The sequence below is a fragment of the Thiomicrorhabdus xiamenensis genome (assembly GCF_013282625.1).
Lineage (GTDB): Bacteria > Pseudomonadota > Gammaproteobacteria > Thiomicrospirales > Thiomicrospiraceae > Thiomicrorhabdus > Thiomicrorhabdus xiamenensis.
In genome coordinates, this window is record NZ_CP054020.1 from 653,171 (window position 1) to 667,207 (window position 14,037).

At 49.4% G+C, this 14,037-nt stretch carries 12 protein-coding genes and 1 other RNA gene; 7 read left to right on the plus strand and 6 right to left on the minus strand.

Annotated elements, in window-relative coordinates; all coding sequences use genetic code 11:
• Positions 1–3: 3 nt before the first annotated feature.
• From HQN79_RS03030 to HQN79_RS03055, 6 genes are all read right to left on the minus strand, one after another.
• A complete protein-coding gene (locus HQN79_RS03030; RefSeq protein ID WP_173284214.1) occupies positions 4–774 on the minus strand; it encodes a creatininase family protein in 771 nt (256 codons plus the stop codon).
• Positions 775–979: 205 nt separating this feature from the next.
• Complete coding sequence (locus HQN79_RS03035; protein WP_173284215.1) at positions 980–1,876, minus strand: DMT family transporter; 897 nt, start codon at positions 1,874–1,876, stop codon at positions 980–982.
• 21 nt (positions 1,877–1,897) lie between these two features.
• A complete protein-coding gene (locus HQN79_RS03040) occupies positions 1,898–2,740 on the minus strand; it encodes a sugar phosphate isomerase/epimerase family protein (protein ID WP_173284216.1) in 843 nt (280 codons plus the stop codon).
• A gap of 15 nt (positions 2,741–2,755) precedes the next feature.
• Positions 2,756–3,538 (minus strand): N-acyl homoserine lactonase family protein, encoded by a 783-nt coding sequence (locus tag HQN79_RS03045; RefSeq protein ID WP_173284217.1) that lies wholly within the window; start codon positions 3,536–3,538, stop codon positions 2,756–2,758.
• 18 nt (positions 3,539–3,556) lie between these two features.
• On the minus strand, positions 3,557–4,570 hold the full coding sequence (locus tag HQN79_RS03050; RefSeq protein ID WP_173284218.1) for a fatty acid desaturase: 1,014 nt from the start codon (positions 4,568–4,570) through the stop codon (positions 3,557–3,559).
• Between the two features lie 107 nt (positions 4,571–4,677).
• Positions 4,678–5,664, minus strand: coding sequence for an ABC transporter substrate-binding protein (locus HQN79_RS03055; RefSeq protein ID WP_173284219.1), 987 nt, complete (start codon positions 5,662–5,664; stop codon positions 4,678–4,680).
• 427 nt (positions 5,665–6,091) lie between these two features.
• On the opposite strand from HQN79_RS03055, the gene HQN79_RS03060 reads away from it, so the two are divergent.
• The 7 genes from HQN79_RS03060 to HQN79_RS03090 all read left to right on the plus strand — a co-directional run bounded on the left by HQN79_RS03060 (position 6,092) and on the right by HQN79_RS03090 (position 14,008).
• A complete protein-coding gene (locus tag HQN79_RS03060; protein ID WP_173284220.1) occupies positions 6,092–6,505 on the plus strand; it encodes a hypothetical protein in 414 nt (137 codons plus the stop codon).
• Between the two features lie 93 nt (positions 6,506–6,598).
• Complete coding sequence (locus tag HQN79_RS03065; RefSeq protein ID WP_173284221.1) at positions 6,599–7,903, plus strand: APC family permease; 1,305 nt, start codon at positions 6,599–6,601, stop codon at positions 7,901–7,903.
• A gap of 280 nt (positions 7,904–8,183) precedes the next feature.
• An RNA gene (gene ffs, locus HQN79_RS03070) (signal recognition particle sRNA small type) lies at positions 8,184–8,280 on the plus strand.
• A gap of 141 nt (positions 8,281–8,421) precedes the next feature.
• Positions 8,422–10,848, plus strand: a complete 2,427-nt coding sequence (gene dnaX, locus HQN79_RS03075; protein WP_173284222.1) for a DNA polymerase III subunit gamma/tau — start codon at positions 8,422–8,424, stop codon at positions 10,846–10,848.
• Positions 10,849–10,881: 33 nt separating this feature from the next.
• Positions 10,882–11,211: a YbaB/EbfC family nucleoid-associated protein gene (locus tag HQN79_RS03080; protein ID WP_173284223.1), complete on the plus strand. Its 330-nt coding sequence runs from the start codon at positions 10,882–10,884 to the stop codon at positions 11,209–11,211.
• A gap of 12 nt (positions 11,212–11,223) precedes the next feature.
• The gene (recR, locus tag HQN79_RS03085) at positions 11,224–11,817 is read left to right on the plus strand and encodes a recombination mediator RecR (protein ID WP_173284224.1); all 594 of its coding nucleotides are present in this window, start codon (positions 11,224–11,226) and stop codon (positions 11,815–11,817) included.
• Between the two features lie 4 nt (positions 11,818–11,821).
• Positions 11,822–14,008 carry an Ig-like domain-containing protein gene (locus HQN79_RS03090; RefSeq protein WP_173284225.1) on the plus strand — a complete coding sequence of 729 codons (2,187 nt, stop codon included), beginning with the start codon at positions 11,822–11,824 and terminating at the stop codon, positions 14,006–14,008.
• The last annotated feature ends 29 nt before the right edge of the window (positions 14,009–14,037 follow it).

The window sequence follows — 14,037 nt, forward strand, 5'->3', positions numbered from 1 at the left end:
GGTTCACTCGCTGTCGCTAAGAGGGTGGTGATAACTGTGAGGCAGCGGTGGCTGCTCCTTTAATCCTTGTTCAATCTTGTTTGCCAGATCCTGTTGCATCCAGGTAAAGAGCTCTTCGCCTTTTTCGACGGTTGCCAGGCTGGGCTTGCCGGTGACACCGTTGAGACTGGTGCGGTTAACCGGATGCGAGAAAACGCAGTTTTCCGTTCTGTCCGGATCGTCGGAATCCTGAAGGCGTTCGGGGCGGACGATTTCCGGAGCCAAAGCCATCATCAAAGAGGTCTCGGCTTCATTGGCGTGCCAGTCGTCGGCATCTTCAAAGTGACGTGCCTTGACGCGTTCGCTGACGGTGGCCGAGTTAATCAGGGCGACCATTAAATCGTCGTGTTCGGCACGCAGCATTTCCAGAGCACAACGCAGAGGGGCAAAATTGGAAACATGGCTGTTTAAAATAAACAGTCGCTTGATTCCGCTGTAAGCGACCCAATCGCCGATTTCCTTGACGACATCGATCAGCGTTTTCGGTTGCAGGGCAATGGTGCCCGGCCAGCGCTTCGAGTGACCGATGGAACAACCGTAAGGCAGGGTCGGCAGAACGGCGATATCGGTCAGGTCTCCTGCCGCTTTTGCCAGTTGGTCGGCGATTTCCGAATCCATACCGCAGCCGAGATGCGGGCCATGTTGTTCGGTTGCTCCAATCGGCAGTAAAGCCGCACAGCTTTCGCTTCGGGCGTATTCTGCGATTTCCGGCCAGGTCATTTGATGCCACTGCATAATTTATTTCCCATTATTAAAAAGGCTTTCCGTTCCGGGGCATTGGCGTAAGTTGCCCGGCTCGAATCCGTTGGGTATTACCTTTTTTAAAAAAAGTAATACTTATTTAGCAAAAGAAAACTCAATAATGGTTTTTTATTGAGTTATCAATCAGTTAGTTATTTTTAGGCTGTTTTTGTGCCGCGCTTGTCGTTGCTTATGTTTATTACAGAGCAGAAATTTCGCCATTTTGGTGCGTTTGCATCTTTCTTTTTTGCGGCAGTGTTTCCAGCAGGGCTGCGATTAATATCAGGGCGCCGCCGAGCATTTCGAGGCCGCTCATGGTTTCACCGAGAATCAGGCTGGCCGAAACTACGGCGGTAACCAGTTCGAGAATCAGGATGATCGAAGATTTGCCGGCCTCCATTTGAGTGACCGCCCATTGCGTCCCAAGATTGGCCAGTAACATCCAGAAAATCGCAAAAGCTAGTAATATTCCCCAAGTGCCGGTTGACACCTGAGGTATTACTTCGTCACCCATCTGGCTCAGAACCACCGCTGAGAGGCCTGCTGCGCCCAGAAACATAACGTTCAGTTTGAGCATGATCGGAATCTTCGGTGAGGCGCGGAAAACAATGTTGTTCATAGCGAACAGGAAACCGGATAACAGGGCCAAACCATCGATCCAGCTCGGTGGTGCATAGAAGGCGTTCATGCCGCCGACCACGAAAAAGGCGCCGATAATGGAAAAGCCCATGCCAAGCCAGCGGAATGGGGTAATCCGTTCGCTCAGAAAGAGTCGTCCGCCGAGTACGCCCCATAGAGGAACCAGATAGAAAAGCACCATAACCCGGATAACATCGCCGAAGATCATCGAGGTGTTAAATGCCAGCTGAGCGCCGCCGCCGAGAAGCAGGATGCCCAATAATGCCAAGCCGTTTCCGGCAATCTGCTTTCGGAAGCGCCAGATTGTCGGCAGGGTGACGGCAAACATAATTACGTACACTAAGAAGGTGATAGCGATGCCGTTGAATCCCTGTTCGTGCAGGAATTTCAACGGCAGCCAGGTCAACCCCCATAAAATCGAGGCGCCCAGTAAAGTGAAAACAGCGATGGATTGCATAGTGTTTATTTCCTGAAGGGGTTACGGCGTCGCGAGACAGTCCGAATAGGCTTGTCTGACCCGGATGTTCATCCATTGATTGATTTCCCACAGATCAACCACCGGCATTTGTGTGTAGGGTTGTAAATGGCAGTAGCCATCCGGACCAAACTCCGGCGTCATAGTGGTGGTATCGGCCTGGTTTTTTTGTCGGTGTAGCCAGATCTGACGCCAGAAAGCGAGATGGGATTCGACGGCACTTTGATATTCAGGAGCGCGCGGATCGGGAACTTGCGGTCCCTGGTCGTAACCGATTCGGGCGTGGATGTGGTGGATCTGCGGAATCAGTTGTAGCAGGGTTTCCATTTCCGAATCCATCTGTCTTTCGCACACCACGCACCAGTGACTGATGTCGACAGTCAGTTTGAGATCCGGTAAAGCCTGGGCAATACGCAGCGTTGTCCAAGGATTAAAGGTTGGTCGGCTGCGATGGGTTTCGAAACTTAATTGCAGGCCAAACTCTTCTTGTAGGCGCATCGCCTGTTCGAAAAACTCGATAGCTTCGGGTTCGCTCCAGGCGTCGCAGCCGACAATACAAGTGGCGAAAAGCGGCTTGAACGGTAGCGATTGTTCGATTTGCCGTCTGATGTCATCCAAGTGCTGTTCGCTGGACCAGCTGCGGTCCGGCACATAATCTCCGCCGGAAACAATCTCGGCGATATAGTCGCACTGGTGTCTGTGCAGAGCCTCTTGCCATGCGACACTTTGAGAAAGCTCGGGAGCCCGGCCTTCGATGCCGTCGAAACCAGCGGTTTTTGCTTCGGCGCAGGCGTCTTCGATCTGCAGGGTATTGCCCCACAGGGTTTTAAAGGTTTTCAGTTGCATGACTGAGTCGGCTCTTTATTCAAAGTAGTTAGGAAAACGATTGGTTTTCAGGTAGAACTGCCAGTCGTGATTCGGCCAAAGGTCGGCCTTCTCTTTTTCACTGAGTGATTTCAGCTTACGGATGCTGTCGATTGCCAGCGCTTCGTTGTCCTGCCAGCAAAGCCCCGGAGCGACTTCGTCGCGAATATTTTCCGTCAGATCGGCGGCGTCACCGGCGAGAATGATTGGCGGGCCTTTGGGCATTTCAATCATCATCGACATGTGGCCCGCCGTATGGCCCGGGGTTTCAATGGCATTGACGCCGGGCACCAGTTCGTATTCGCCGGTTTGAATTTTCCAGTTTACCGGCAGCTCGAAATCGCTGGCGAAATAGGCGTCGTCGGCTGGTTCTTTGGCGGCTTTCATCTCTCGCTGATGGACATGGACTTCCGCGCCGCAAAATTCGCACAATCCACCGGCATGGTCGAAATGCAGATGACTGCAAAATACCATATCGATATCTTCCGGCTGCAAGCCGAGAATTTGCAGTTTATTCGGCAAGCGCTGTTCTTCGGTCATGTCTGGCGGGCCGAAAGGAAAGCCGTCGTGTTCGTAATATTTTGCACGCAGATCCGGCTGCTTGATTTTTTGATAGTCGCAGCCGACATCGAACAGGATTCGTCCGTTATCGGTTTCAATCAGATACGCGAGAATCGGTGCCTTAATGATTTCTCCCTGGCCGCGGCCACGTGTTGAAAGGGTTTTCTCGTAGGTGTGTTCACCGGTGAGAATCGACCAGAATTTTTTTACTTGGGTCATGCGGTTACTCCGTTCAAGTTAGTGTGCGGTCAGAAAAGAGACTCCGTCGACACCGATGAAACTCTCGCCTTCGTCATGTTTAACGGGCAGGTCGATCGGGTCGCCGTTGAGAATTCGCGGTATCCGGTATTTATGGAAGCTTTTGATTAGGTGGCGGAAAGTCAAAACCTGCTGCTCATCATCGCCATACATCTGTTTATGCAGTTTCGGCAGTCGATACCAGGGTTGAAGCTGTTGGTGATGGTGGACGTTGTGGTAGCAGAAGTTCAGAACCAGCAGATTGATCCAAGGGTATTTCACCGAAAGCAGATTCGAGTAAGTGTTGTGTTCTTCAAAATCGCGGTCTCTTAGGCGAGCTTCCGGGCCGCGCGGCGAGTCGAGCGTTTCGTAAACTTCGTAGGTGTGCTGATGGACGTCCATAAAGCGCATAACGGTCAAAAACAGCAGATACGCCAGCGCATAAAGCCATAGAAAGTGAATCGAAATCGACGCCAGCCAAGCGAAAAGGGCAAGACGTACGACTAAGACCGACAGAACGCGCAGACGTCGTTGACGGCGATTTGTTTTAACGAAAGGTAAAATGATCACCAGTGTGTGCATGAGAATTTCCAAAGCGGGAATGTACGCCCACTCCAGAATTTGCAGGGTTTTGAGGAAAAACGGGTGTTTTTCCAGAATCGGTCGGAAGTCGAAACTGACGATATCCGCCCGGTCCGAATGGTGGCGGTTGTGTTTGTGGACGATGTCGTTAAAGTCCGAATAGCTGCTGCCGGTAATCCATAAAAGCAATTCGCCGTACCAGCGGTTGGCCTGCTTTTTACGGAAGACGCTTTGATGGGCCGCCTCATGAATAAGGTAGGCGGCAATAACCATAGAATGGGCAAACCACAAGACCCCCGGTAGATTGAAGTACCAGCCGTCAATCAACATCCAGTATCCGCCGACCAGATAGCCGCTCAGCGCATAGCCTGTCGCCAATAGAGTCGGCAGTAGTGCATCATCGTGTCTGAATGTTTTCGTAGTCGAAGGCATTGTGGGTTACTCACTTTCAGGTGAAGAATAAAATGCAGCAACCTTAGGCAAGGTTGCTGCGTCCTAGAGGATTCGAAGGGTTACTTCGAAACGGTATTTACTGAACTTTACAAACCGTTGGTTAGACTGCCGTCAAAGTAAGCGTCGACATCCTGAGGCGCGTCATACACTTTGTTATTGACGTTAAAGTCATCAGAAATTTTTGAAGAACCGTAGATCGAATCCAGACCAGAACCTTTTTTGTAAGCCGCTTTTGCTTCTTCCAAAGTCAATAGCTTGGTACCTTTCAAGAAAGGTGCATACTCTGCTGCAGTCAGGCCAACGCGGGATGACATGATTTCCAAAGCGTCGTTACGCGTTTTAGGATCATTGATGTAATCCACTGCCTGATACCAGACTTTCAATACTTTTTCCCAGTCAGCACCGCGGGAAGCCAGACTGGCAGGGTTGACGGATAGACCGTCATAAATGATTCCCGGTTTGTCCGCTGAGGTGAACACCGCTGATGATCCTGGAACCAGGTTCAGGGCTTGACCGGAGCTTGGCTGCCAGGCAACAATTGCGTCAACTTCGCCAGAAGCCAGAACTTGAGGGGTTTCGTTGGTCGGTACATTAACCAGAGTGACGTCAGACTCGCTCATGCCGTTTTCTTCAAGAGCGGTTAGCAGTAAAAGATGGCCGACAAAACCGACTTCAACACCGATTTTTTTGCCTTTCAATTCTTTAATGGATGAGATGCCAGGTTGCGCTACAACCATGTCGTTCCCGTTTGAATAGTCGTTGATGGCAATCATCACGCTTGGCGCACCGGTAGAGCCGGTAACAAGAGCGTCACCGTTGGTCATGCCGACCGCATCCAGCTGACCGGCTGCGAAAGCTTCCATTGATGCGACGTAGTCGAACCATTCGAATTGAACGTCAACGCCTTCTTTTTCAAACATTTTCTTTTCAATCGCAACTTCCCAGGCTACCCAGCCAGGCCAGTCGCTGTAACCGATTTTCAAAGGTTCGGCCGCATTGGCAATCCAGGAAAGGCTACTTAAAGACAAAACCGCAGCAAATTTAGCCGCTTTCTTAAATACATTTAGTTTCATAGGAGGTACTCCGCTGTTGGCTGTTGGTTATTACGAATTAATACAAGTGTAATAACCTAATTAAGCAAGAAGTGAATTTAACTTTTTAAAAATCTTTTAATATCAATTGCTTAGTTTTAAATTAGTGGGTTTTTAGCGTGTTTTCGAAAGGCGTGTTGATTTATTTTGGTTTGTTTGTGTTTTATTGTGGTGCATAAGTGCTGCTTTTCCGGATCGGCTTTGAACGATTTTTTCAGTTTGTCGAATATTTGAATTCTTACGCCGCCATGTTTTGTCGTTTTGGTGTCGCAGTTTCGAGGGCGTTTTTTAAGTTCAATGAGTACGTAATGCTTGGCGATACCTTTTTAAGGAAGCTTGAATTATGATGCGCAAATGTCCGCGCGATTTCCGCTAGGATGAAAAGTCTGGAATTTTTTAAGGGTATAGAATGAGAAAACATACGATCATGCTTGCGGCGACTTGTCTGCTGACTACCGGAAGCGTTCAGGCGGTGGATACAACCGATTACAGTCAGCCGGGTATGAAACAGATGGCTCTGGCGATGAATAAAATGCAGGATTGTATCGGGCAGGTCGATGAATTGGAGCAGAATCGGTATGAGGTTGCAATTAATCGCATGCAGAATGAGTTGCTTGATCTTTGTCGCAGCGGAAAAACAGAAGCTGCCCAGTCCAAAGCATTGGTGTTCAGCCGGGAAGCGCAAACTTCGCACTCTTTTCAACAGATGATGGCGTGTTCGAAAACGATGCGCGATCAAGGTTTTATGCCGCAATTGCCGGTGCTGTCGCTGGATCAGGACGGCAACAGTTCAGAAGCGGTATGCGATCGTTATAACTATTAAGGACTGCTGTCATCTTTTACCAGACGACTCTTTTTCTGCCTGTCCGGCGAAAGTACGACGGTTTACTGTTTTTTTGAATAGCGTGGGACGGTCATGTCGAAAATAACACCGCCGAATCGTTCAATCGGGTTGTTGGGGGCGATTGCCATCGGCGTCGGAGGAATGGTCGGCGGCGGTATTTTTGCGGTACTTGGCGAAGCGATCTCTTTTGCCGGAGGAGCCACGCCGCTTGCGTTTGTTTTCGCCGGAGTGATTGCCATTCTGACGGCATACTCTTATGTGAAGTTTAGCGTGTATTTCCAGAGTCGCGGCGGCACGGTGTTTTTTGTCGATCAGGCTTTTAACCACAACCTGCTTTCCGGTAGTTTGAATCTATTTCTGTGGCTGTGCTATCTGGTGACTATTGCACTTTATGCCAAGGCCTTTGCTTCTTACGGACTGACCTTCGTCGAGTCGCCGTCTTCTTTTTTGGCGCACTTTCTGATCAGTCTGGCTATTGTGGTGCCGATGTTGATTAACTTAATCAGCAGCGGGTTTGTCAGTCGTTCGGAAACGCTGATTGTTGCGATTAAGCTGCTTTTGCTGTTATTGATTATGGTTTTTGGCGTCGGGACAGTGGAAGGTGAGCGACTGTCGACGCAGCACTGGATGCCGGCGTTTAATGTTTTTATTGCGGGCATGATTATTTTTGTCGCTTATGAAGGGTTTGAATTGATTTCCAATGCGGCCGAAGAGATCAAGCAGCCGGAACGCAATTTGCCTCGGGCCTTTTATGTTTCGGTGGTCGGTGTGCTACTGCTGTATGTCGGTATTGCAATAATCGCCATCGGCAGTGTTCCTGAAGAAAAATTACTCGACGCGAAAGATTATGTCTTGGCAATCGCGGCCGAACCGGCGCTCGGGACCGTCGGTTTTCAGTTGGTCGCGGTGGCGGCATTATTGGCGACATTTTCGGCAATTAACGCGACGATTTACGGTAACGCGCGTTTGGGATACTTGATTGCCAAGGAAGGGGAGCTGCCAGAGGCGTTGGATCATGAAACGCGTGCAATTCCGGTGAACGGTGTTATGACGATCGCTGCGATCAGTTTGTTGTTGGCCAATAGCATAGATTTAACCGAAATCGCAATTCTTGGCAGTGCCGGTTTTTTATTGATTTTTACCGTTATTAACTTCGGCGCTTTTCGCCTGAGGAATAAGATCGGCGCGTCGGGTGTCATTACGTTGTTAGCCGCAATTATCAGTGCGCTTGCTTTGCTTACATTGCTTTACCAGACGGTTTTGAGTAATCCAATTGCCGTAGCGGTTTTTGCAGGGTTTATTTGCGTTGCCGGGTTGTTTGAATGGTTTTATGGTCGAATGATCCGCAAGCATTGGTTTCGCCGTCGTTATGCTTGAATACCCGGTTAAGTCTGACTCTTTTCGCGAGGCAGTGGGCGTCGGCAGCAAGCGGTTTTGAAGATTTCAGGCCTCAGGAGTGGTTTTTGACGATTTGACAATAAAGATCGTTCCCATTAGAATCCCCACACTCATTCGGAACTGAAGGTTTATGGTGTTAAACGCCGGCGACGGCTTCGGTTTTCTTAAACGGCAGTCAAGTGGCTGTTGTTGATGTTTAAGACGGAATTTTGTTCTTGATTATTTCGTTATTATCCGAATATTCTCAATATGGTAACTCTGTTCGTCCCCTCGCGACGCTAAGTTGGAAACCCCGCCAGGTCCGGAAGGAAGCAACGGTACCTTCTGATGCGTGCGCCGAGGTAAGGCGGGCAGGGTTGCCTCCATTTCCAATCTGAATTTCTCCCCATTTTGTTAGCCTTAACGGTAAAATAGCAGGCAATTTGCGACCTGATTCTGGCATTCTTTTTCGCCGGTCCTCAGTGGTTTTTCTTTACAGGCATGAACAAGGTTTAAGCATGAGTTATAGCGTTTTAGCGAGAAAGTGGCGTCCGAAAAACTTTTCCGAGCTGGTTGGCCAACAACATGTCATGCAAGCTTTAGCGAATGCGCTTGATCAGCAGCGCCTGCACCACGCTTATCTTTTTACCGGAACCCGTGGGGTCGGTAAAACCACCATCGCCCGAATATTTGCCAAAGCGCTCAATTGCGAAACCGGAATCAGTTCTACGCCTTGCGGCCAGTGTGAAGTGTGTCGTTCGATCGATGAAGGGCGTTTTATTGACTTGATTGAGGTCGATGCCGCTTCGAAGACGAAAGTGGATGATACCCGCGAAATTCTCGAAAATGTTCAGTTCGCGCCGACTCAAGGGCGTTTTAAAGTTTATCTGATCGATGAAGTGCATATGCTTTCCAAGAGCAGTTTCAATGCATTGCTGAAAACCCTGGAAGAGCCGCCGGAACACGTTAAATTCCTGCTGGCGACGACCGATCCGCATAAGCTTCTGAATACTGTTTTGTCCCGCTGTCTGCAGTTTAATCTGATGCGATTGACCCAGGTGCAGATACAGAATCACCTGCAGTATATTTTGCAGCAGGAAAATATTCCGTATGAAGAGAGCGCTCTGGCATTGATCGCCAAAAGCGCCGATGGTTCGGCGCGAGACGCTTTGAGTCTGCTTGATCAGGCGATCGCATACGGAGCCGGTAAGATTGAGTTTCAGCCGGTGCAAACCATGCTGGGGCTGGTCGATCAACAATTTGTATTACGTATTCTGCAGGCGCTGGCCGAGGATAGCTCCGCTGCAATCAAAGACGTGATGCAGGAACTGGCGATGATGGGTGTAGACTATGATGCTCTGTTGGCCAGTTTGAGTGAAACCTTGCATGAAATCACTTATTTCCAATTGTTCGGCGAGGCGGCAAATTTCGATAGCCTTCCGCAGGAACTTTTGCAGGCGCTGTCCCAGGCTCTCAGTCCCGAAAGAGTCCAGACACTTTATCAGATCAGCCTTTTGACCAAGCAGGATATGCAGTTGGCTCCGGATAGCCGTATCGGTTTCGAGATGGGGCTGATGCGTATGTTTGCTTTTGATCCGCAGCAGCTTGCGACCTCGGCTGTAAAGGATGGGGGGGCTGTTGAGACGGTTACTCCGGTTTCCGAGGTAGATCCTTCTGCGGCCTTGGCTTCGTTGAAGAGTGGCTTGCAAAATTTTACCGAACAGAAGTCGAGCGCAGCCCCTGAAGTCAAAGCACAAGTGTTAAGTCCGTCTGTTGAGCAAAGCGCCAATTCGGCAGCACCAGTTGCTTCGGAAACGGCTCAGCAAGTCTCGCCGCAAAGCGAGCAGGACTTTGGGCTTAGCAGCGGGGATGTCGATCCGCAGGAGAGTGTTCTCGAGACGCTTGATCCTCAGGTTGCGGTAGCGCAAATGTCGTCGGCACGTAATCTGGTTGGAAAAGAGATTACACCTAAAAAACCGGTAGTGCCGGAATCGAATGAGGTTCAGATGCCGCAAGAGAATGGGCCGTCGTTGGCGGAGCAGATGCTTGCGGGGTTTGATTCGCTGGGAAAGCCTGATGCGCCGCAAAACGCGGAGCCGGTAGAGCAGCCGAAATCGGATTTGGAAAAACAGGTTGCCCAGATGGGGATGGGGGCAATGGAAAGATCTGCTCCTGTCGCGGATAACCAAGCAGATTTTTCCCCGATTTCGAATCAACCGGAAATACCTGCTTCGTCGCATACCGAATTGTCGGCGCCGGTCGATGTGTTTTCAGAGGTTCCGCCGTGGGTGAACGAACCGATTATCGAGCCTTCTGCCGGACATTCTTTTGACGAAGTTTCCCAGTCATTCGCTGATAATGCTGCCGGTTTCGGCTCTGCGGCGCCTTTTGAACCGACCTATGCAGAAAATTCGTCGGATGCTGCAATTCAAAACGATCCTTCGCTTGACATGCCGTCTGCCTCTATGCCTTCTGACGATACGCAGAATTTATCAAATCCGCATGAAACTGCCTTTGAGATGAGCAGTGTGCCTGCGGTGCAGATTAGTGCCTCGGCGCAGGAAAAAATGCAATTATGGCAGGAGCTGATCGAAGGGATGCAGTTAAAAGGCATGGTGCTGGAAATTGCATCGCAGTCGGTTCTGCTTTCTAAAGATGCGTCCCAGTTGCAGATTGCGGTCAATCCCGAGCAGGATTTCTCCCGGCAGCACGTCGCCATGCAACAGTTTAATGATGAGGTCGGCAGTCGGTTGGGTCTGGAATTACAGGTTCTGGACGGCTCGATGTTTGATCGTGAGCAGCTTACGCCTCGGCAGCTTGAGGCGAGACGAATTGAAGAGCGGCAGAAGCAGGCGGAAAACGCGATTGCTCAAGACCCTGTTTTGCATAATTTAATGTCTTTGTTGAATTTACAGGTGTTGCCGGATTCGGTAAAACCTTTGTAATGTGTTTAATTTATATTGTTTGAGAGGTGAAAAATGTTTGGTGGTAAAGGTGGTTTAGGTAACCTAATGAAGCAGGCGCAGGAAATGCAGGAAAATATGCAGAAAGCGCAGGAAGAAATCGCCAAAATGGAAGTCTCCGGCGAAGCGGGCGGTGGCCTGGTTAAAGTTATCATGACCGGAAAGCACGAGTTGGTGAAGGTTGAATTGGATGATTCCCTGATGGATGACCGTGAAATGCTTGAAGATCTTGTCGCCGCTGCGGTCAATAGTGCAAGCCGTATGGTTGAAGAGAAGTCTCAGGAAAAGATGGGCTCCTTGACCGCGGGTGTCAACTTGCCCCCTGGCATGAAAATGCCTTTTTGATAAGGAAGATCAATGCAAACGCCTTTAATTGATGATTTAATTGCAACATTGAAGGTTCTACCCGGTGTTGGCGCAAAATCTGCTCAACGCATGGCATATCATCTTTTAGAGCGTGACCGAAAAGGCGGTTTACGTTTGGCCAAAGCTCTGGAAACGGCAATGGAAAATGTCGGGCACTGTAAAGAGTGTCGGACGTTTTCGGAAACCGAGTTTTGTCCGATATGCGCATCGCACAAACGTATTCGTTCCGAAATCTGTGTTGTCGAATCTCCCGCGGATATCGCGGTTATTGAACAGTCAGGGATTTTTAAAGGGGTTTATTTTGTCTTGATGGGGCGTTTGTCCCCTATTGACGGCATAGGACCCGATGAAATCGCTCTGCCACAACTGGAAGAGCGTCTACAGAGCGGTGGGATTGATGAGATGATCATTGCCACCAACCCGACGGTAGAAGGAGAGGCCACGGCGCATTATTTGCAGCAGATGGCTAAAAACAGTGGGATCAAGGTGTCTCGTCTGGCTCAGGGAATTCCTCTGGGCGGCGAATTAGAATACTTAGATTCGGGCACGCTCGCCCAAGCATTTATTTCAAGAAAAGAGGTATAGTCTCATGAAAATGTCAGTCTCCGGTCTCTTATTGGCTTTCTGGATTGCGTTGTTAACCGGGTGTGGAGGGCCGGGGAGTTCTGATAATTTTGAGTCTCCAGTGGTTGGGCTGAATGCCAAAATGACCGTTGACTCGGTTGAAACTACGGATATTCCTGCCGGAGGCACTGCAGATGTCTATCTACTTCTTCTCGATGAAGAAGGTTTTCCTATTTCAAATGTGGCTGTTGTTCTTGAAGCTTCTTCCGGAACTTTATCTGACAGTAGTGTTGTGACCGGATCCAATGGTGAGGCTATGGTGACACTGTCAGCTCCTGCGACTGGAGAAGCGGGGTCGCTGACAGCATCTGCCGCTACGGGTGATAGCGCTTCTATCAGCTATGTTGTTATTGATAACGGCTCTTCCGGTGGAACGACAATTACCAACTCTGCCGGTATTAATTTAACTTTGACAGTTGCATCAACCGGTGAGGAGTCATTTTCATCGACTGAAGATTTCAGAGTCAATATTCTTTTGTTGGATTCCAACGGAGATCCTGTTCCTCAATCAATTGTGAATGTGTCTGCAACTTCCGGTTCTTTGGTTCAAAACCAGCTTTTGACGGATGCGAATGGTGAAGCTTCGATTGATATTAATGCACCTGAAAGCTTGACGGTGGGCACGGCACCGGGCACTTTTACGGCTTCTTCCGAGACCGGCTATAGCGCAAAGGTAAATTATGAATTCGTGGCAACCGGCACTGTTGGCGAGGGTGAAGTGCCGCCTGCAGCATCTATTCAGTTCATTGCGCCGTCAACGCCTATTATTATGTCCCTAAAAGGGACAGGTGGTTATGGCTATGGAGAAACGGCTCAAGTCAGTTTTAAAGTTGTCGATGATGCAGGGAATCCTGTGCAGGGAGCCACAATTGAATTTGGCTTGACGACTGAAGTAGGTGGTTTGTCATTGTCAGCTCTTGAAGCAGTTTCAAATGCTGCGGGAGAGGTTTCGACTACCGTTCAGGCCGGAACTATTGCGACACCGGTTCGTGTTACTGCGACAATGACGCTGGATAGTGGTGAGGTGGTATTCGTACAATCTGACTTACTGACGGTCACAACCGGTATTCCGGATCAGAATAGTATGAGCCTGTCTCTAGAGACATTTGCTCCAGAGTCTCTTGGGATAGACGGGGTTACAGTTCCGGTAACCATTCGTTTGGCTGATCGAAACAACAATCCTGTACCGGACGGGACTGTGGTGAATTTTACAACCGAAGGCGGACGTATCGGGGATGCTGGTTCTGACGGTTCATGCGTAACATCAGACAGCGAGTGTTCGGTGACTTGGACAAGTCAGAACCCTCGTCCAGCTGATCATCGTGTACAGATTATTGCCTATGCTATCGGGCATGAGAGTTATTATGATCGAAATGCAGATGGCATCTTTAACGATGGCGATGTTTTTGATGATATGAAAGAAGCTTATCGCGATGATGATGAAAGCGGACATTTTGATGCAACGGCAACGGAAGCCTTTGTTAATGATTTTGCCCGAGATGAGCGCTTTATCGATTACAACAGTAATCAGGTATTTGATCACGAGGACGGAGCTTTCAACGGCGTTCCTTGTGAGCATACCACTGACTGTGTTGTCGATCCGCAAACAACTTTAACCAATGTTCGTGCGCAGGCTACTTTGATTATGGCTGATTCGTTTGCTACACCACATTTGTTGTCGACCACGGCGGGAAGCTGTTTGGATGGAAATGGCAAGCTGAAAACCGATGGTAGTTGTTCATCCAATATCACTTTTGGAACGGGTGCTGATTTTGCTGTTCTCTGGGTGATGGCCGAAGACAGTGCGGCTTTGTGTCACGATGGTACAGGGAATGGAATGCAGGATCCTGTGACTCCGCTGCCTTATGTTCGTGTTGACGCGATAGATCCAGATGATGTGGCTTGTACGGCGGCGATCCGTCAATCTCCTGCCACCGGATCCAGCATTGAGGTAACCTCTGATATTGGTGATCTTTCGGAGATTCCGGTTGATACCGTTGATAATCAGCTTGGAGCGGTCGAATTCTTTATGGTGCTTGCTTCAAGTCCCGATAATGCTACAACAGAAGTTGGCACTGTTGAGTTGGTGGTGACTTCTCCATCAGGTAAAAAATCTACAACCTATATTACGGTGACAGACCCAGCGAATTAATCGATGACTGGCATAAAAAAACCCGCTTT